This window comes from Pseudomonas ekonensis (assembly GCF_019145435.1).
In the GTDB taxonomy this organism is placed as follows: Bacteria; Pseudomonadota; Gammaproteobacteria; order Pseudomonadales; family Pseudomonadaceae; genus Aquipseudomonas; species Aquipseudomonas ekonensis.
The window spans coordinates 1,333,639-1,351,545 of the sequence record NZ_JAHSTS010000002.1; the positions used below are offsets into that span (position 1 = coordinate 1,333,639).

Genomic DNA, 17,907 nt, shown 5'->3' on the forward strand with positions numbered 1-17,907 from the left:
ATGTTCAGACATCCCTGGCGGGAGCCGGCCTGCCTTCGGTGACGGCGCCTGGGCCTCAGGCCTTGAGCGCTTTCTTCGGGTAGATGTCGTAGCGGCTGGACTTGCCGTCCAGCGCATGGCTCGGCTTCGGCCCTTCGATGCACGGTGCCTTGCGCGGGCGCTTGACCACCACCCGGTGGCTGGCCAGGGCCAGGGCCGCCTCCAGCAACGCCGGCGCGTCCAGGTCATCGCCCACCAACGGCCGGAACAGGCGCATCTCCTTCTTCACCAGCGCGGTCTTCTCGCGGTGGGGAAACATCGGGTCGAGGTAGATCACCTGCGGCGGCTCGCCTTCCCAGTTGCGCATCACCTCGATGGAGTTGCCCTTGAGCAGCGTCATCCGCGCCACGATCGGCGCCACGTCGAAATCCTCGGCCGCCCGGGCCAGGCCGTCCTCAAGCAACGCACCGATCAGCGGCTGACGCTCGATCAGGCTCATCTCGCAGCCCAGGCTCGCCAGCACGAACGCATCCTTGCCCAGCCCCGCCGTGGCGTCCAGCACCCGCGGGCGCACGCCCTGGGCGATGCCGACGGCCTTGGCGATCATCTGGCCGTTGCCGCCGCCGTACAGCCGGCGGTGGGCCGCGCCGCCCTCGACGAAGTCCACCCGCACCGGCCCCGGTGCATCAGGGCCCAGCTGTTGCAGTTGCAGGCCCTGCCCGCCGACCTGCAAGGCGAACTCGCCGTCGCCCGCCTGCAACGGCAGGCTCAGGCGCTCGGCCCACTGCCGGGCCTGCGGCTCGAAGGCAGGGTCGAGGGCCTCGACATGGATGCGGCAGGCCGCTGGATGCTCAATCATGAAAAACACGCTCAAAAAGTTAAGGATCGGCAAAGTCCGCCGATAACCCAATCAACGCGCATTTTGCCAGAGCCGAGCGTCGACCGAAAAAAATGTCAGGCATTCTTCCCACATCGATTGGCTACATCTCGCCCCATGGCGATTTCAGCCGTCAGAACACTCAGGCACTGAGCGGCGTCAGTCACCTGTGGCAGGATTTCTTTGCCCAGGCGCTGGCCGAACAGTCGAGTGATGTGGTGCCGGCCTGCGGCACGTTCCCGCCGGTGGACCTGAACAGCCCGGACGAGCCGACCGTCGGCAGCGACCTGCACGCGCACATCGTCAGCCAGCGCGAATGCGATGTGGTCGACACCGAAATCCGTCCGCCGGAGCCGCTGTTCCTGCCGATCGCCGAATTCGAGACAGAACTGCTCGACAAGCCGTTCCCGCCATTCCCGCCGGAAGAGATCGACGCCCAGCAGAAGCAGCAGGACTTCGAGAGCGGCTGGGTGCGCCCGATCGTGCTCACCCATGGCCAACCGGTTCCCGAGCCGGGCGCCGCACCGCAGAAGCGTCCGCTGTACCTGCCGATCGCCGAGTTCGACCTCGACCTGATGCAAAAGCCCTTCCCGCCGTTCCCCCCGGAAGAGATCGTCGAGCAGCAGCGTGCGCTGGACTTCGACAACGGCTGGGTGCGCCCGATCGTTCAGCAGAACCTGCGCATCGCCGCCTGAGCCTCAGCGCCCGGCGCCCTCACCCCTTGAACGACTGATTGGCCCGGGCATACGCCATCGAACGCGAGGTGAAGGTGAAGGTGCCCGACTGCCGGATCTCCTCGGCCGCCCGGAAGAACTCCCCGAACGCCGCCAACGCCAGCGCCGATCCCGTGCTCACCCGGCGCACGCCCATCTCCTCCAGTTCCTGCAACGTCAGCTTCAGTCCGCCGGACATCAGCACATTCACCGGTTTGGGCGCCACGGCGCGCACCACCGCCAGCACCTCTTCGGCATTGCGCAGGCCCGGCGCGTAGAGCACGTCCGCCCCGGCTTCGGCGAATGCCTGCAAGCGGCGAATGGTGTCGTCGAGATCGGGCCGGCCGTGCAGGTAGTTTTCCGCTCGGGCGGTCAGCGTGAAGGAAAACGGCAACGAACGCACCGCCGCCACCGCCGCCTCGATCCGCGCCACGGCATGTTCGAAGCAGTAGATCGGGCCGTCTTCACGGCCGGTGGCATCCTCGATGGAACCGCCCACCGCACCTGCCCTGGCGGCATGGATCAGGCTTTGCGCCGATTCGGCCGGCCCGTCGGCGAAACCGTTCTCCAGGTCTACCGACACCGGCAGCTCCGTCGCAGCGGCAATCGCCCGGACATTGGCCAGGGTCTCCTCAAGGCTCAGGCCGCCGTCGGGTTTGCCCTGGGAAAACGCATACCCGGCGCTGGTGGTCGCCAGCGCCGGGTAGCCCAGGCCGGCGAGCATCTTCGCGGAGCCTGCGTCCCACGGATTGGGCATGACAAAGAGCCCGCTGCGTTCGTGCAGGGCTCTGAAGGCATCGGCTTTACGGATTTGCGCGTCCATCGGCAGGCTCCCGGGCAAAGAAGGAAGTGCGCCTCAGAGCAGTCCCAATTGCTCCGCGGCGGGCTCTCTGTATAGCTCAGGCAGGGCCGGCAGGCCAGGCAGGCGCTGCATCAATTGGGCGTGAAAGCGTTGCGCCAGCTTCGCCGCCAGCAGGTTGTCCGCCGTGTGCAGGAAGATGTACGGCGTGCGCCCCTCTTCGATCCACTCGGCGATTTTCGCCACCCACGGCACCAGGAACGGGTCGTTGGCCTCCAGTTGCGGATGGCCGATGAAGCGCACCTGCGGATGCTGGGTGAACGCCGCCGGGCGCGTGGGCACGCGGGGCTTTTTCGATTGGGCGTGGATCACCGACGACTCGGTGGACAGGCAACTGAACAGCGCACGCGGGTCGAGGCAAATGCGCTCGACGCCACGGTCGAGCAACAGGCGGTTGAGCAACCGTTCGCTCTCGCCCTTGGCGAAGAACTGGTCATGGCGCACTTCCACCGCCAGCGGCCGGTCCACGGCGTCGATGAACGCCGCCAACTCCGGCAAACGCTGCGGGGTGAAGCTTTTCGACAACTGCAGCCACATCGGCGAGACCCGGTCGCCGAGGGGGCTGAGCAATTGGATGAAGGTTTCGGCGGCGGTGATCTGGTCGCGCAGGTCGCCGCCGTGGCTGATGTCGCCGGGGAACTTGGCGGTGAACCGAAAGTGCGCCGGCATCACCTCGGCCCAACGCTGCACGGTGGCCGGCGACGGGCTGGCGTAGAAGGTCGTGTTGCCTTCCACGGCGTTGAACACTTGGGCATAGAGGCCAAGGAAGTCAGCCGTTTTCGCGTCCGCCGGGTACAGGTAATCGCGCCAGGCGCTTTCGCTCCAGGACGGACAACCCAGGTAATAGGGCAGCGCCATCAGATGTACAGGTCGAGGCCCAGCACGTCCGCTTCCCAGTCGACAAACCCGGCGGTGCTCAGGTAGCTGGCCAAGGCCATGGCCACGCTCTTCTTCATCGCACGGTGGTAGATCATGTCTTGCTGACGGGCGGGCAGATTGCTCAGGCGTTGCGCGGAGGCCTTGGCGGCGCGGGCGGCCAGTTGCGCCTCGGAAGGGATTTCCAGCTCGCCGTCGATATCGTCGACGGACTCATCCTGCGCCACGTTGCCTTTGCGGGGCTTGCGCTTGATGGGGTAGGAATGAGAGGAAACGCCGTCTATACGCATAAAGTCATGCTCGGTATCGATGATGGCAATTTAGCGGCACCTGACCGACTTAGCAAACCGCCGAGTGATAACTAGAACACATAAAAGACAAAAGGTTTAAAGCGCGGGGTTGGAAACTGACGATTGGTGCCTGATTGCAGCGGTGATCCTGTGGCGAGGGCGCTTGCTCCTGCTTGGCCGTGCAACAGGGCCGCTTTGCAGCCCAGCGGGAGCAAGCTCCCTCACCACAGGGAAGTTTCAGCGGGCCTTGGGGGTGGCGACCTTGTCGCGCAGGTAGACCGGCTGGGCGTCGTCCGGGGCGATGGCCTCGCCGCGTTCCCAGGCGAACCGGGCCAGGGTCAGCAGGTCCTCGGCGTGGGGCAGCATGCCGGCGTCGGAGCCGCTCAGGCTGACCGCGATGCGTTCGCCGTAGCCCCAACCGGTGCCTGCGCCGAACCATTCACCCACGGCATCGGCCGGCAGCGCTGCGGCTTCCGGCGGCAGGACCGCTTCGGCGCCCACCAGGCGCATCTCCCCTGCCGTCTCGCGGTAGCAGCCCCAGTACACCTCGTCCATGCGCGCATCGATGGCCGCCGCGACCTGGCTTGCGCCGTGTTCGCGGTAGGCCCGCTGCGCCAGCACCGCCAGGTTGGAGACCGGCAGCACCGGACGCTCCAGGGCGAACGCCAGCCCCTGCACCACACCGATGGCGATCCGCACGCCGGTGAAGGCGCCAGGCCCGCGGCCGAAGGCGATGGCGTCCACCGCTTGCAGGGTGGTGCCGGCATCGGCCAGCAGCCGCTGGATCATCGGCAGCAGTTTCTGCGCATGCAGGCGTGGGATCACCTCGTAATGGCTCGTGACCTTGCCGTCATGCAGCAAGGCGACGGAGCAGGCTTCAGTCGCGGTGTCCAGGGCCAGCAGGGTGCTCATCGGTGTGTCCGTCAATCAGGTGGGAAAAAGTGCGCCAGTATAAACAACTACGGCCCGCAAGCGGGCCGTGGATGATGCAGCTGAGCCGGTTTTTCAGCTCAGGGCCGCCAGCACCTTGGCGGTGATGGCTTCGACCGAACCGACGCCAGGGATGTGGCTGTACTTCGGCTTGCCCTGGGCGGCGGACAGCTTCTGGTAGAAGTCCACCAGCGGCTTGGTCTGCGAATGGTAGACCGACAGGCGATGGCGCACGGTCTCTTCGGTGTCGTCCTTGCGCTGCACCAGTTCTTCGCCGGTGACGTCGTCCTTGCCTTCGACCTTCGGCGGGTTGTAGACGATGTGGTACACGCGGCCGCTGGCCTCGTGGACGCGACGGCCGGCGATGCGCTGCACGATCTCTTCGTCTTCGACCGCGATCTCGACCACGGCGTCCAGCTCGACGCCGGCGGTGACCAGGGCTTCGGCCTGAGGAATGGTGCGCGGGAAGCCGTCGAACAGGAAGCCGTTGGCGCAGTCAGGCTGAGCGATGCGGTCCTTGACCAGCGCGATGATCAGGTCATCCGACACCAGGCCGCCGGCATCCATGATGCCCTTGGCCTTGAGGCCCAGCTCGGTGCCGGCCTTGACCGCCGCACGCAGCATGTCGCCGGTGGAGATTTGCGGAATGCCGAATTTCTCGGTGATGAACTTAGCCTGAGTACCTTTACCGGCCCCGGGAGCTCCCAGCAGAATGACGCGCATCGATGTGCTCCTCAATTTTTTATATAAAAAACAACGGATTCGCCTCGTGGGGCCAATCTTGAAAATAGGGTCGCGGCCGCCCAAACGGCCAAAGGCTGATCAAGATACACAGCAGGCTGCGCCCACACAAGACACCAAAAGTCGGAGAAACCGGCCCCTGCCGCGACGTTGCGCCGCAGTGTCCCACGTCGCAACCCCGTCATTAACTGTCGCCTGACCGCACCTTTCCGACATGCCCCGCCAGGCCCCCGCCAACCGCTGCGGGAGCCTGCGCCCCACGCACAGAACCTTAGCCGGTATTTCGCAGACCGGCGGCGATCCCCGCCACAGACACCAGCAGCGCCTGTTCCACGGGGCTGCCCTGCACCACTTCCTGGCGCCGGGACCGGGCCAGCAGTTCGGCCTGCAATAGATGCAGCGGATCGAGGTAAGTGTTGCGCAGGCGGATGAATTCCAGGGTGTCGGGGCTGTGCGCCAGCAACTGCGACTGACCGGTCAGCCCGAGCACGACGGCGCACGCCTGCGACAATAGGTCGCGCAAGTGCGCACCCAGCGGCAGCAGCGACGGCTCGACCAGCCGCTGGTCATAGGACAGCGCGATGTCGGCGTCCGCCTTGGCCAGCACCATCTCCAGCATGTCGATGCGGGTGCGGAAGAACGGCCATTGTTCGCGCATCTGCGCCAGCAGGCCCCCTTCGCCACGGGCCAGGGCGTTGTTGAGCGCAGTCTCCCAGCCGAGCCACGCCGGCAGCATCAGCCGCGTCTGGGTCCAGCCGAAGATCCACGGGATCGCCCGCAGGCTCTCGATGCCGCCGGCCCGGCGCTTGGCCGGGCGACTGCCCAGCGGCAGGCGCCCCAGTTCCTGCTCCGGCGTGGACTGGCGGAAGTACTCGACGAACTGCGGATTCTCCCGCACCACGGCGCGGTAGGCCTTGACGCCGTCGGCGGCCAACTCGTCCATCAGGTGCCGCCACTCGGGGGTCGGTGGCGGCGGCGGCAGCAGGGTCGCTTCGAGCACCGCCGCCAGGTACAGGTTGAGGTTCTGTTCGGCGATGTCCGGCAGGCCGAATTTGAAACGGATCATTTCGCCCTGCTCGGTGGTGCGGAACCGCCCCGCCACCGATCCCGGCGGCTGCGACAGGATCGCCGCGTGGGCCGGGCCGCCGCCGCGGCCGACGGTGCCGCCGCGGCCATGGAACAGCAGCAGTTCGACCTGCTGCTCCCGGCAGATCTCCACCAGCCGCTCCTGGGCGCGGTACTGGGCCCATGCGGCGGCGGTGGTGCCGGCGTCCTTGGCCGAGTCGGAATAGCCGATCATCACTTCCTGCGGCCCCTGCAACCGTGCGCGGTAACCCGGCAGTCGCAGCAGCCGCTCGATCACGGGACCGGCGTTGTCGAGGTCGGCCAGGGTCTCGAACAGCGGCACCACGCGCATCGGCCGCAGCACACCGGCTTCCTTGAGCAGCAACTGCACCGCAAGCACGTCGGACGCCGCGCCGGCCATGGAGATGACATAAGAACCCAGCGAAGCGCCCGGCGCGGCGGCGATCTCCTTGCAGGTGGCGAGCACTTCGGCGGTGTCCGCCGAAGGCTTGAAGTGGGCAGGCAGCAATGGCCGGCGGTTGTTCAGTTCACGGGTCAGGAACTCGATGCGCTGTTCCTCGCCCCACTCCTCGTATCGGCCCAGGCCCAGGTAATCGGTGATTTCGGTCATCGCCGCGCTGTGCCGCGACGAGTCCTGGCGCACGTCGAGGCGCACCAGGAACAGGCCGAACGTCACCGCCCGGCGCAGGCAATCGAGCAGCGGCCCGTCGGCGATCACGCCCATGCCGCACTCGTGCAGCGAGCGGTAGCACAGCTCCAGCGGATCGAGCAGCTCGCGGTTGCCGTGCAGCACGTCTGCCGGCGCCGGGGTGGCGGCGGTCAGCGCCGCATGGGCCCAGTTGCGCGTGGCGCGCAGGCGTTCGCGCAGTTGCTTGAGCACGGCGCGGTAGGGCTCGGCGCTGTCGCCGGCGCGGGCCTTGAGTTCGTCGCTGGCCTGCTGCATCGACAGCTCGGCGGCCAAGCGGTCGACGTCGCGCAGGTACAGGTCGGCCGCCATCCAGCGCGCCAGCAACAGCACCTCACGGGTGACGGCGGCGGTGACGTTGGGATTGCCGTCGCGGTCGCCGCCCATCCATGAGGCGAAGCGGATCGGCGCCGCCTCCAGCGGCAGGCGCAGGCCGGTGGCGGCGTGCAGCGCCTGGTCGGCCTTGCGCATGTGGTTGGGGATCGCCTGCCACAGCGAATGCTCGATCACCGCAAAACCCCACTTGGCTTCGTCCACCGGCGTAGGCCGGGTGCGGCGGATTTCTTCGGTGTGCCAGGCTTCGGCGATCAGGCGTTGCAGGGTGTCGTGGATCCGGGTGCGCTCGGCGCCGGTCAAGTCGCGGTGATCCTGGGCGGCCAACTGGGCGGCAATCGCGTCGTACTTCTGGATCAGCGTGCGCCGCGCCACTTCGGTCGGGTGGGCCGTGAGCACCAGTTCGATCTCCAGGCGCGCCAGTTGGCGGGCCAGGGCCTCGGCGCTGTGGCCTTCGCTGCGCAGGCGGGCCAGCAGCTCCGGCAGCACCCGCGACTCGAACGGCGCGGCCTGCGACTCCTCGCGGCGATGGATCAACTGGTACTGCTCGGCGATGTTGGCCAGGTTGAGGAACTGGTTGAACGCCCGCGCCACCGGCAACAGTTCGGCTTCGCTCAGCTGATCGAGGCTGGCGCTGAGCTCGGCGTCCATCGAACCGCGCCGGTCGGCCTTGGCGCCCTTGCGGATCTGCTCGATCTTGTCGAGGAAACCCTCGCCGTACTGGTCACGGATGGTGTTGCCCAACAGCTCTCCGAGCAGGTGAACATCTTCGCGCAAGCGTGCATCGATATCGGTCATCGGCAGTTCTCCAGCAGTCGTCCAGGCGGCTAAAAAGCGAGCGGATGGTCAGAGAGTGCCGCTCTGCGGCGCGACTTACAAGCAGACGACGAAGGGCCACGCAACCCCGCGCCCGCCAGCTAACCTCAACAACAGGCCCCACAACGGCTTGCCGCCGGCCCCGCCGGACACTCACCAGAACCTGCCACGAGCGGGTGCGCCATGAGGTCATCATGAAAATCCGAGAACTTGCCCAGCATTGGGAAGAAACCGCCAAAGGTCGCCTGACCGACACCGGCTACGCCATCCGCCTGGACGTGGAGGCCGCCGCCCGGCTGGCCGCCATCGCCGAGATGTACCCCAAACGCACCCCCGAGGAACTGCTCGGCGAACTGATCGGCGCCGCCCTCGAAGAGTTCGAGGCGAGCCTGCCGTACGTGAAGGGCTCGACGGTGGTCGCCACCGACGAGGAAGGCGATCCGCTGTACGAAGACGTCGGCCCGACGCCGCGCTTCCTCGCCTTGTCGCGCCGGCATCTACAGGATCTGTCCGCCGCCGGCAAGCCCAAGCACTGACCCGCACGGCTCATCCTGCGGGAGCGGGCTTGCCCGCGAAAGCGTCCTCTCAGGCACCTTCAGCCGTGGCTGACACAGCGCATTCGCGAGCAAGCCCGCTCTCGCTTTTCAGACGGCAATCGGCCCGTCCATACCGCCGGACACCGCCAAAGTTCCCGTTTTAGAGCCCTGCCCGTTCGGTCAAAATTTTTTTGGCGATGGGCCATCTTTTCTGAACTTTTAAAAAATGCGCCCGGTCGGAACAGGTAACCACGCCTGGAACGAGCGTTTCAAAACGCGCTCCGACACGACGCATGCGACTCCTCGCCCAGGATGGATTTAGCGGTATCCAAGGAGTTGAACAATGGAGTTGAAGACCATGAAGACCCAAACCTCGTCCACCCCCCTGCGCAACCTGAAACTGGTCGCCCTGGCCCTCGGCGCCGGCGTCGTGCTGGCCGGTTGCGCCGGCAATCCGCCGACCGAGCAGTACGCCGTCACTCAATCGGCGGTCAACAGCGCGGTCAGCGCCGGCGGCACCGAGTTCGCCGCCGTGGAAATGAAGCAGGCCCAGGACAAGCTCAAGCAAGCTGAAATCGCCATGCACGACAAGAAGTACGACCAGGCCCGCACCCTGGCCGAACAGGCCGAATGGGACGCCCGCGTCGCCGAGCGCAAGGCCCAGGCGATGAAGGCCGAACAAGCCGTGAAGGATTCCCAGAAAGGCGTTCAGGAACTGCGTCAGGAAAGCCAGCGCACCGTGCAATAAGCGCGCATCCCGACCGCAAGGCTGAATCTCTTATCGACAGAAGGATGAACGAACATGCGTAATCAACTGATGATCCCTGCTCTGCTGGCCGCAAGCGTTGCCCTGGCGGCGTGCTCCACCCCGCCCAACCCGAACCTGGAACAGGCGCGCACCAACTACGAAGGCCTGCAGGCCAACCCGCAAGCCAGCAAGGTCGCCGCCCTGGAGACCAAAGAGGCCAGCGATTACCTGGACAAGGCCGACAAGGCCTACCTGGACAAGGAAAACGCGGCCAAGGTCGACCAACTGGCCTACCTCACCAACCAGCGCGTGGAAGTGGCCAAGCAGACCATCGCCCTGCGCACCGCCGAAGCCAACCTGAAGAACGCCGCCGCCCAACGCGCCCAGGCGCGTCTGGACGCCCGCGACCAGCAGATCAGACAGCTTCAGGACAGCCTCAACGCCAAGCAGACCGACCGCGGCACCCTGGTGACCTTCGGCGACGTGCTGTTCGCCACCAACAAGGCCGACCTCAAGTCCAGCGGCCTGATGAACATCAACAAGCTGGCGCAGTTCCTCCAGGAGAACCCGGACCGTAAGGTGATCGTCGAGGGCTACACCGACAGCACCGGCACGGCGGGCTACAACCAGTCGCTGTCCGAACGCCGGGCGACCTCGGTGCAGGTGGCGCTGATCAAGATGGGCGTCGATCCGTCGCGCATCGTGACCCAGGGCTACGGCAAGGAATACCCGGTGGCCGACAACGGCAGCGTCTCGGGCCGGGCGATGAACCGTCGGGTGGAGGTCACCATCTCCAACGACAACCAACCGGTGCTGCCGCGTTCGGCGGTGAGCGCGAACTGACCGTCGCACGCTGAAACGAAAAGCCCTGTGGCGAGGGCCGACAGCGGCTTATTGCTGCAGTTGCTGCGGGGTTTCCTGGCCCATGCAGCGCACCGCTTTCTTCTTGTTGTTGACCAGCACGCCGGTCAGGCCTTTCTGTTCGGTGTCGAACAGCACCAGCACGCCGTCGATGCATTGCGCCACTTGCGGCGCCGGCTCCAGGGACACCCGGTAATCCTCGCCGGGGATGGTCTTGAGCATGGTGAAGTCGTTGAGCAACAGCGCATCCTCGGGTTTGGCGAAGTGCAGGTAACCGTAGTACCACAGGGCACCGACGGTGCCCAGGATGCTGCAGATGCCGGTGATGATCAGCGGGATGGCGTTACGTTCTTCACTCATTGCGGACTCTCTGGTGGTTCGTCTTCGGTTTTCGGGGGCGGCGGATAGTTGGGGATCTCGCCGAGGCGGCGCAGGCCGTTGAAGTGTTCGGGGTCGTCCAGGTAACGCAGCATCACCTGGCGCCAGACCGGGTCGCCGAAGGTCTGCACGTGGCCGCCGCGGGTCAACTGCAGCACCCGGGGCGGCGGCGCAGCTTGATACAGACGGATGCCGTTGGAAAGGGGCACGAGGGGATCGTCGATGCTGTGGTAGATCAGTTTCGGCACGCCGTCGAGCTTCTCCATCGAATGGATGGCGCTGTCGCCGTCCGGCACCAGCCATGACAGCGGCACCTGGAGCGGCCAGGTCATCCACGAGGTGCTCAATGCATACTGGCCGACGCTGCGGTAACTGGCGGGCACGCCGTCGAGCACCAAGGCCTTGAGCTGCTTTTGTCGCTCCGGATGCCGCACGAGCCAGTGCACCGCCATCGCACCGCCCAGGCTTTGCCCCAGCACGACCAGCGGCTTGCCCTTGACCTCGGGCGCGCGGTCCAGCCAGGCGAAGGCGGCGTCGATGTCCTGGTAGATCGCCGGCAGCGACGGCTCGCCCTCGGACAGGCCATAGCCGCGGTAGTCCACCAGCAGCACCTGATAACCGTTCTTGGGCAGCCACCAACTGCCGCCCAGGTGCATCGGCAGGTTGCCGCCGTTGCCGTGCAGGTGCAGCACCGTGCCCTTGACCTCGACCCCGGCCTTGGCCGGCAGCCACCAGGCGTGCAGGCGCAGGCCGTCGGCGGTGGTCAGGGTCACGTCGCGGTAGTCGAGCCCGGCCTTCTGCGGGGTGAACAACTGGCCGCGCTCGGGGTAGAACAGCAGCGAACTGCACCCGCCGAGGGTCAGGAGCAGGCAGACGATGCCGAGGATTCTCATCCGGTGAAACCTCGCGGAAACATGGAAAGGGTGCCGCTCCCACAGGGGGGTGTTCCTGGCCTAAAGGATATTGGAGTAGTCCGCCTCGATCCGGTCCAGGCTCAAATGGTTGAGGAAGTTGGAGAAGCACATCCACGCCGACAGCGCGTTCAGGTCACGGAACTGCTCCGGCAGGTACTTGGGCGGCACCACCAGGCCTTCGTCCACCAGTTGGCGCAGGGTGCGCATGTCCTCCAGCGTGGTCTTGCCGCAGAACAGCAGCGGGATCTGCTCGAGCTTGCCCTTGCGCACGGCCAACTGAATGTAGTTGTAAACCATGATGAAGCCCTTGAGGTAGGACAAGTCTTTGGTGAATGGCAGGCCGGTCGGCACCGAACCCCGGAAGACCCGGCTCGCGTTGCCGTAGCTTTCCGCCATCTCGAAGCCCTGCTCGCGGAAGAACTCGAAGACCTGCAGAAAGTCCGCGCCCTCCTCCACCATGTGGATGGCGCGGGTGCGGTTGGTGAGCTTGCGCAGGCGGCTGGGGTAGGAGGCGAAGGTGATGATCTCCATCAGGATCGCCAGGCCTTCCTGGGTCACCGTCGAGGAGGGCGGCCCCTTGGCCAGGAAGGTGCAGATCGGCTGGTTCAGGCCGTTGAGCGTGGTGCCCACGTGCACCAGGCCTTCATGCACTTCCAGGGCCCGGACGTCGCGGCCGTTGAACATCGCGTCGGTGCGGATCTTGATGTAGTCGGCCCCCGCCGCCGCGTCGGCGACGATGCCGTCGGACTCGAACACCCGGATGGTCTCCTCGGCCTCGCCGAACACCTTGTTCAGGCGCGTCTGCAGCAGGTGCACGGCGTCCTTGGCGGTGAGGGTCTTGGGTTCGTCCTTCAGGTCGCCGCGGCCGTCGATATTGTTCAGGTAGTCGGACATCATCAGGCCGAGGTCGGCCAGGGTCGGGTCGCCGGCGTGGAACGCATCGGAGGCGGCGCCGTACAGTTCCTGGGAAATCAGGCCGAAGTCCTCGGTGCCGCGCGCTTCGAGCATGCGCACCACCATGCGGTACTCCTTGCACATGCGGCGCATGATCTGCCCCACCGGGCTGAACTGGCCGAGCTGGCGGGTGATGTCGCGCTCGATGTTCTGGAACTCGAGCTTGACCTTGCTCGAATCGAAGGTCAGCGGCCGGTTGAGGTAGTAGTCCCGGTCCACCGCCGGCATTTCCTTGCCCTTGGCCTTGAGGAAGCCCTTGCGCACGTTCTCGTCCCACTTGACCGCGTCGAGGACGCGGATCGGTGTCTGCGCCAGCACAATGCGATCGGACAGCGTGCGTATCGTCTGCTGGTAATCGTCCACCCGAAACTCCTGTAGAAAACGTCTGCGGGAGCGGGCTTGCCCGCGAATGCGCCGTTACATTCAACATCACTGCTGCCTGTACACCGTCATCGCGAGCAGGCTCGCTCCTGCAAAGGGATTGCGTTACACCGACGCCAGCACCAGATGCATGTACCGCGTCAGGATGCCGAGCATGTCCTCTTCGGCCAAAGGCTCGACACCGTTGAGCAGGCCCTGATATTCCATCCGTCCGATAATCGCCGTCAACACTTTGGCATCCTGCTGCGGCTCCCGGGAGCCCAGCACCTGGAACAGCTGGCAGGTGCCCTGCAGCAGGATCTGCTGGTGGGAGCGCACCAATTCCGCCAGGCGCGGGTTGAGCAGCGCCTCCTGGCGGAACGCCTGCTCGGCCATCAGGTGTTCGCGGCGGTTGACCAGTTGGCGGTGCACGTAGTCGGCCATCAGCCGGGCGATGTCGTCGGCCAGTTGCGAGCGCGACTCGGGGCTGCCGTCGCCGCTGACCACCATCTCGCGCAGCAGGCCTTCGTTGTTGATCCACAGCTTGGCCATGTAGGCGGCGCTGCGCTCGACGTATTGGGCGAAGGTATCGGTGAGCAGGTCATCGATGTCCTTGAAGTAATACGTGGTGGCCGACAGCGGCACGCCGGCCTCGGCCGCCACCGCCCGGTGGCGCACGGCGCGCACGCCGTCACGCACGACGATGCGCATCGCCGCGTCGAGAATGTCCTGCCGCCGCTGCTCGCTGCCCTGTCGGCTGGCCTTGCGACCCTGGTACTGAACACTTTCAGCGACCGCAACGGCGATTCCCGCTGCACCCTCTTGAGCCATTGCACCGATCACGGCAGGTATTCCTCTGTTGTTCTTTTCAAAAGTAACCATTTGATACGTTTGTACCAGACAGGCAATAAAAAACCGCCTGTTCGAGGCGGTTTTTTAAGTGAAACGTTTACGCTTGCGGCCGCATGTGCGGGAACAGGATCACGTCGCGGATCGACGGCGAGTTGGTCAGCAGCATCACCAGGCGGTCGATGCCGATGCCTTCACCGGCCGTCGGCGGCATGCCGTACTCCAGCGCGCGGACGAAGTCGGCGTCGTAGTGCATGGCTTCGTCGTCGCCGGCGTCCTTGTCGGCCACCTGGGCCATGAAGCGCTCGGCCTGGTCTTCCGCGTCGTTGAGCTCGGAGTAGGCGTTGGCGATCTCACGGCCGCCGATGAACAGCTCGAAGCGGTCGGTGACGTTCGGGTTCTCGTCGTTGCGGCGCGCCAGCGGCGACACTTCGAACGGGTACTGGGTGATGAAGTGCGGCTGCTCCAGCTTGTGCTCGACCAGCTCTTCGAAAATCATCACCTGCAGCTTGCCCAGGCCTTCGAAGCCCAGCACCTTGGCGCCGGCCTTCTTGGCGATGTCGCGGGCCTTGTCGATGTCGTTCAGGTCATCGGCGGTCAGCTCAGGGTTGTACTTGAGGATCGAGTCGAACACCGACAGGCGGGCGAACGGCTCGCCGAAGTGGAACACCTTGTCGCCGTACGGCACGTCGGTGCTGCCCAGGACCAGTTGCGCCAGTTCGCGGAACAGTTCTTCGGTCAGGTCCATGTTGTCTTCGTAGTCGGCGTAGGCCTGGTAGAACTCCAACATGGTGAATTCCGGGTTGTGACGGGTCGAGACGCCTTCGTTGCGGAAGTTGCGGTTGATCTCGAACACCTTCTCGAAACCGCCGACCACCAGGCGCTTGAGGTACAGCTCAGGCGCGATGCGCAGGAACATTTCCATGTCCAGCGCGTTGTGGTGGGTTTCGAACGGCTTGGCCGCGGCGCCGCCCGGGATGGTCTGCAGCATCGGCGTCTCGACTTCGAGGAAGTCGCGCTTCATCAGGAAGCTGCGGATGTGGGCGATGACCTGCGAGCGCACGCGGAAGGTCTGGCGCACGTCTTCGTTGACGATCAGGTCGACGTAGCGCTGACGGTAGCGCTGCTCGGTGTCGGTCAGGCCGTGGTGCTTGTCCGGCAGCGGGCGCAGGGACTTGGTCAGCAGGCGCACATCGGTCATCTCGACGTACAGGTCGCCCTTGCCGGAACGGGCCAGGGTGCCTTCGGCGGCGATGATGTCGCCCATGTCCCAGGTCTTGACCGCGGCCAGGGTGTCTTCCGACAGGGTCTTGCGGTTGACGTAGACCTGGATGCGGCCGGTCATGTCCTGGATCACCATGAACGAGCCACGGTTGAGCATGATGCGACCGGCGACCTTGACCGGGATTGCAGCCTCTGCCAGCTCTTCCTTGGTCTTGTCCGCGTACTGTTTCTGCAAGGCATCGCAGTAGTTCTCGCGGCGGAAGTCGTTCGGGAAGGCGTTGCCCTTGGCGCGCTCGGCGGCAAGCTTTTCCTTGCGCAGGGCGATCAGGGAGTTCTCTTCCTGTTGCAGGGCTTGCGAATCGGGTTGTTGGTCGCTCATGTCTTCAAATTTTCCATCACAGGTTCGTTGCCCCCGGGCCTTGCGGCCCGGGGATCGCCAGCAGGGCTGGCTCCCACAGGGATCGGGCCGGATCAGCCGCCCCCTGTGTTACGTCTCTTACAGCCCGGACTTCAGGCTCGCTTCCAGGTATTCGTCGATGTCGCCGTCGAGCACCTTGTCGCAGTCGCTGCGTTCGATGTTGGTGCGCAGATCCTTGATCCGCGAGGCATCGAGCACGTACGAACGGATCTGGTGACCCCAGCCGATGTCGGACTTGCTGTCTTCCAGGGCCTGGGAAGCGGCGTTGCGCTTCTGCATTTCCTGCTCGTACAGCTTGGCCCGCAGCATTTTCATGGCGGTGTCCTTGTTGGCGTGCTGGGAACGTTCGTTCTGGCAGCTGACCACGGTGTTGGTCGGCACGTGGGTGATCCGCACCGCCGAGTCGGTGGTGTTCACGTGCTGGCCGCCGGCGCCGGAGGAACGGTAGGTGTCGATCCGCAGGTCGGCCGGGTTGATCTCGATCTCGACCTTGTCGTCGATCTCGGGCGAGACGAACACGGCCGAGAACGAGGTGTGGCGACGGTTGCCGGAGTCGAACGGGCTCTTGCGCACCAGACGGTGCACGCCGATCTCGGTGCGCAGCCAGCCGAAGGCGTATTCGCCCTTGATGTGCACGGTGGCGCCCTTGATCCCGGCGACTTCGCCGGCGGACAGTTCCATGATGGTCGCGTCGAAGCCGCGCTTGTCGGCCCAGCGCAGGTACATGCGCAGCAGGATGTTGGCCCAGTCCTGGGCCTCGGTGCCGCCGGAACCGGCCTGGATGTCCAGGTAGGCGTTGTTCATGTCCATTTCGCCGCTGAACATGCGGCGGAATTCCAGCTTGGCCAGGGAGTCTTCGAGGCGGGCCAGTTCGGTGACCACGTCACCTACGGCGCCTTCGTCGTTCTCTTCGACGGCCATGTCCAGCAGGTCGCGGCAATCGGCCAGGCCGCCGGACAGGCCGTCCAGGGTCTCGACGATCTGCGCCAGGGCGGCGCGCTCGCGGCCCAGCTCCTGGGCGTATTCGGGTTTGTTCCAGACGCTCGGATCTTCAAGCTCGCGGTTGACCTCGGTCAGACGCTCATGCTTTTGATCGTAGTCAAAGATACCCCCGAATGGTTTCGGAGCGCTCGGACAGGTCCTTGATAGTGTTCAGGATCGGGTTGATTTCCATGACAGGCAGCACTCGTTGGCGAACTTTTGAAAGCCGGCGAGTATAACGTAATCGGGCTGGCGCGGCAGCCCGCCTGGCTGAAAAGACCGCCCGGGCCACCGTCGGCGGCGTTTCGGCTTGCCCGCCAAAGCAGTGTGCCAGGTTCATGCCGATCCGACGCTTTCACGGGCAAGCCCGCTCCCACAGGGTCTGCGACAGGCACACATGTCCCGCCCGACAATGTTCCGGCGGGCGCCGGCCGGCTGGCGATGCGGGCTGGCGCGGGTTATTCGATGCCCACCTGGTTGCGCCCGTTGTTCTTGGCCTGGTAAAGCCCCCGGTCCGCCGCCGAGATCAGCAGCCGGCAGTCGCTGCCCGCCTCCGGCACCATCGTCGCCAGGCCGATGCTGATGGTCAGGCTCGAGCCTTCGGTCGGTGCGATGTGCGGGATCTTCAGGGCCGCGACGGTCTGGCGCAGCTTTTCCGCCACCAGCCGCGCACCGCCCGGCGAGGTGTTGGGCAGCACCAGGGCGAATTCCTCGCCGCCGTAGCGCGCCGGCAGGTACGACGGCCGCGCGCTGGCCTCGCGGATCGCCGTGGCGACCTTGCGCAGGGCTTCGTCGCCTTCGACGTGACCGAAGGTATCGTTGTAGGACTTGAAGTAATCGACGTCGATCATCAACAGCGACAGCTGGCTCTGGTCACGCAGGCAGCGGCGCCATTCCAGCTCCAGGTATTCGTCGAAGTGCCGGCGGTTGGACAGCCCGGTCAGGCCGTCGGAGTTCATCAGCCGCTGCAGCACCAGGTTGGTGTCGAGCAGCTGCTGCTGGCTGACCCGCAGGGCGCGGTAGGCCGCGTCCCGCTGCAGCAGGGTCATGTAGGAGCGCGAATGGTAGCGGATGCGCGCCACCAGCTCGATGTTGTCCGGCAGCTTCACCAGATAGTCGTTGGCCCCGGCCGAGAACGCCGCGCTCTTGATCAGCGGGTCTTCCTTGGTCGACAGGACGATGATCGGGATGTCCTTGGTCGCCGGGTGGTTGCGGTACTCGCGCACCAGGGTCAGGCCGTCGAGGCCGGGCATCACCAGGTCCTGGAGGATCACCGTCGGCTTGATCCGCACCGCATGGGCCACCGCCAGGTGCGGGTCGGAGCAGAAGTGGAAGTCGATGTTCTCTTCGTTCGACAGCCCGCGGCGCACGGCTTCGCCGATCATCGCCTGATCGTCCACCAACAACACCATGGCGGCGTTCTCGTCGGTCTTGATGTCATCGATCTGTAAGTCATTCATGGGCGGTCACCTGAATACTGCGGGAGCCGGGATTGCTGA

Annotated in this window: 18 protein-coding genes and 1 pseudogene; 4 read left to right on the forward strand and 15 right to left on the reverse strand. The window is 65.5% G+C overall.

Annotated features, from left to right (window positions below; translation table 11 throughout):
* Positions 1-55 precede the first annotated feature (55 nt).
* The gene (locus tag KVG96_RS19200) at positions 56-838 is read right to left on the reverse strand and encodes a class I SAM-dependent methyltransferase (protein WP_225927428.1); all 783 of its coding nucleotides are present in this window, start codon (positions 836-838) and stop codon (positions 56-58) included.
* A gap of 92 nt (positions 839-930) precedes the next feature.
* Between KVG96_RS19200 and KVG96_RS19205 the strand changes: the two genes are divergently transcribed.
* Entirely contained in the window at positions 931-1,551 is a 621-nt protein-coding gene (locus KVG96_RS19205) for an energy transducer TonB (RefSeq protein WP_217893478.1), read from the forward strand.
* A gap of 19 nt (positions 1,552-1,570) precedes the next feature.
* On the opposite strand, the gene KVG96_RS19210 is transcribed toward KVG96_RS19205, so the two are convergent.
* From KVG96_RS19210 to ppc, 6 genes are all read right to left on the reverse strand, one after another.
* Positions 1,571-2,392, reverse strand: coding sequence for an isocitrate lyase/PEP mutase family protein (locus KVG96_RS19210; RefSeq protein WP_217893479.1), 822 nt, complete (start codon positions 2,390-2,392; stop codon positions 1,571-1,573).
* A 33-nt stretch (positions 2,393-2,425) separates the two neighbouring features.
* A complete protein-coding gene (locus tag KVG96_RS19215; RefSeq protein WP_217893480.1) occupies positions 2,426-3,286 on the reverse strand; it encodes a DUF72 domain-containing protein in 861 nt (286 codons plus the stop codon).
* Positions 3,286-3,594, reverse strand: coding sequence for a hypothetical protein (locus KVG96_RS19220; protein WP_217893481.1), 309 nt, complete (start codon positions 3,592-3,594; stop codon positions 3,286-3,288). The genes KVG96_RS19215 and KVG96_RS19220 overlap by 1 nt, the downstream gene beginning before the upstream one ends.
* A 237-nt stretch (positions 3,595-3,831) precedes the next feature.
* Entirely contained in the window at positions 3,832-4,506 is a 675-nt protein-coding gene (tsaB, locus tag KVG96_RS19225; protein ID WP_217893482.1) for a tRNA (adenosine(37)-N6)-threonylcarbamoyltransferase complex dimerization subunit type 1 TsaB, read from the reverse strand.
* Positions 4,507-4,599: 93 nt separating this feature from the next.
* Entirely contained in the window at positions 4,600-5,247 is a 648-nt protein-coding gene (gene adk, locus KVG96_RS19230) for an adenylate kinase (protein WP_217893483.1), read from the reverse strand.
* Positions 5,248-5,536: 289 nt separating this feature from the next.
* A complete protein-coding gene (gene ppc, locus KVG96_RS19235; protein ID WP_217893484.1) occupies positions 5,537-8,167 on the reverse strand; it encodes a phosphoenolpyruvate carboxylase in 2,631 nt (876 codons plus the stop codon).
* Between the two features lie 212 nt (positions 8,168-8,379).
* Here ppc and KVG96_RS19240 point away from each other — a divergent pair, with 212 nt between their 5' ends.
* The 3 genes from KVG96_RS19240 (at position 8,380) to lptF (ending at position 10,312) form a co-directional block, all read left to right on the forward strand.
* A complete protein-coding gene (locus KVG96_RS19240) occupies positions 8,380-8,721 on the forward strand; it encodes a pilin assembly protein (protein WP_217893485.1) in 342 nt (113 codons plus the stop codon).
* A 343-nt stretch (positions 8,722-9,064) separates the two neighbouring features.
* Entirely contained in the window at positions 9,065-9,469 is a 405-nt protein-coding gene (locus KVG96_RS19245) for a DUF4398 domain-containing protein (RefSeq protein WP_217893486.1), read from the forward strand.
* Positions 9,470-9,523: 54 nt separating this feature from the next.
* Positions 9,524-10,312 carry a lipotoxin F family OmpA-related lipoprotein LptF gene (gene lptF, locus KVG96_RS19250; protein ID WP_217893487.1) on the forward strand — a complete coding sequence of 263 codons (789 nt, stop codon included), beginning with the start codon at positions 9,524-9,526 and terminating at the stop codon, positions 10,310-10,312.
* Positions 10,313-10,360: 48 nt separating this feature from the next.
* Here the strand turns inward: lptF and KVG96_RS19255 are convergent, their stop codons facing one another.
* The 8 genes and pseudogenes from KVG96_RS19255 to KVG96_RS19290 form a co-directional block, all read right to left on the reverse strand.
* On the reverse strand, positions 10,361-10,690 hold the full coding sequence (locus KVG96_RS19255) for a PA3694 family proteiin (RefSeq protein ID WP_085632037.1): 330 nt from the start codon (positions 10,688-10,690) through the stop codon (positions 10,361-10,363).
* Positions 10,687-11,601 carry an alpha/beta hydrolase gene (locus KVG96_RS19260; RefSeq protein WP_217893488.1) on the reverse strand — a complete coding sequence of 305 codons (915 nt, stop codon included), beginning with the start codon at positions 11,599-11,601 and terminating at the stop codon, positions 10,687-10,689. The genes KVG96_RS19255 and KVG96_RS19260 overlap by 4 nt, the downstream gene beginning before the upstream one ends.
* A gap of 60 nt (positions 11,602-11,661) precedes the next feature.
* Positions 11,662-12,939, reverse strand: coding sequence for a flavohemoglobin expression-modulating QEGLA motif protein (locus tag KVG96_RS19265; RefSeq protein WP_217893489.1), 1,278 nt, complete (start codon positions 12,937-12,939; stop codon positions 11,662-11,664).
* Positions 12,940-13,062: 123 nt separating this feature from the next.
* On the reverse strand, positions 13,063-13,767 hold the full coding sequence (locus KVG96_RS19270) for a TetR/AcrR family transcriptional regulator (protein WP_085581304.1): 705 nt from the start codon (positions 13,765-13,767) through the stop codon (positions 13,063-13,065).
* A gap of 118 nt (positions 13,768-13,885) precedes the next feature.
* Positions 13,886-15,388: a lysine--tRNA ligase gene (gene lysS, locus KVG96_RS19275; protein WP_085581302.1), complete on the reverse strand. Its 1,503-nt coding sequence runs from the start codon at positions 15,386-15,388 to the stop codon at positions 13,886-13,888.
* A gap of 117 nt (positions 15,389-15,505) precedes the next feature.
* Positions 15,506-16,601, reverse strand: a protein-coding gene (gene prfB / locus KVG96_RS19280; protein WP_139831342.1) for a peptide chain release factor 2 whose coding sequence is annotated in 2 segments (ribosomal slippage) — positions 15,506-16,528 and positions 16,530-16,601 — 1,095 coding nt in all. Because the reading frame shifts where the segments join, the coding sequence is not laid out codon by codon here.
* On the reverse strand, positions 16,527-16,748 hold the full coding sequence (locus tag KVG96_RS19285; RefSeq protein WP_217894277.1) for a hypothetical protein: 222 nt from the start codon (positions 16,746-16,748) through the stop codon (positions 16,527-16,529). Before KVG96_RS19285 ends, prfB begins: the two co-directional genes overlap by 75 nt.
* A 90-nt stretch (positions 16,749-16,838) precedes the next feature.
* Positions 16,839-17,868: pseudogene (locus KVG96_RS19290) on the reverse strand (diguanylate cyclase domain-containing protein); the annotation flags it as partial.
* Positions 17,869-17,907 lie beyond the last annotated feature (39 nt).

Coding starts and splice junctions, on each gene's coding strand:
- KVG96_RS19200 (WP_225927428.1), bottom strand. CDS start 838: ATGATTGAGCATCCAGCGGCCTGCCGCATCCATGTCGAGGCCCTCGAC.
- KVG96_RS19205 (WP_217893478.1), top strand. CDS start 931: ATGTCAGGCATTCTTCCCACATCGATTGGCTACATCTCGCCCCATGGC.
- KVG96_RS19210 (WP_217893479.1), bottom strand. CDS start 2,392: ATGGACGCGCAAATCCGTAAAGCCGATGCCTTCAGAGCCCTGCACGAA.
- KVG96_RS19215 (WP_217893480.1), bottom strand. CDS start 3,286: ATGGCGCTGCCCTATTACCTGGGTTGTCCGTCCTGGAGCGAAAGCGCC.
- KVG96_RS19220 (WP_217893481.1), bottom strand. CDS start 3,594: ATGCGTATAGACGGCGTTTCCTCTCATTCCTACCCCATCAAGCGCAAG.
- tsaB (WP_217893482.1), bottom strand. CDS start 4,506: ATGAGCACCCTGCTGGCCCTGGACACCGCGACTGAAGCCTGCTCCGTC.
- adk (WP_217893483.1), bottom strand. CDS start 5,247: ATGCGCGTCATTCTGCTGGGAGCTCCCGGGGCCGGTAAAGGTACTCAG.
- ppc (WP_217893484.1), bottom strand. CDS start 8,167: ATGACCGATATCGATGCACGCTTGCGCGAAGATGTTCACCTGCTCGGA.
- KVG96_RS19240 (WP_217893485.1), top strand. CDS start 8,380: ATGAAAATCCGAGAACTTGCCCAGCATTGGGAAGAAACCGCCAAAGGT.
- KVG96_RS19245 (WP_217893486.1), top strand. CDS start 9,065: ATGGAGTTGAAGACCATGAAGACCCAAACCTCGTCCACCCCCCTGCGC.
- lptF (WP_217893487.1), top strand. CDS start 9,524: ATGCGTAATCAACTGATGATCCCTGCTCTGCTGGCCGCAAGCGTTGCC.
- KVG96_RS19255 (WP_085632037.1), bottom strand. CDS start 10,690: ATGAGTGAAGAACGTAACGCCATCCCGCTGATCATCACCGGCATCTGC.
- KVG96_RS19260 (WP_217893488.1), bottom strand. CDS start 11,601: ATGAGAATCCTCGGCATCGTCTGCCTGCTCCTGACCCTCGGCGGGTGC.
- KVG96_RS19270 (WP_085581304.1), bottom strand. CDS start 13,767: ATGGCTCAAGAGGGTGCAGCGGGAATCGCCGTTGCGGTCGCTGAAAGT.
- lysS (WP_085581302.1), bottom strand. CDS start 15,388: ATGAGCGACCAACAACCCGATTCGCAAGCCCTGCAACAGGAAGAGAAC.
- KVG96_RS19285 (WP_217894277.1), bottom strand. CDS start 16,748: ATGAACCTGGCACACTGCTTTGGCGGGCAAGCCGAAACGCCGCCGACG.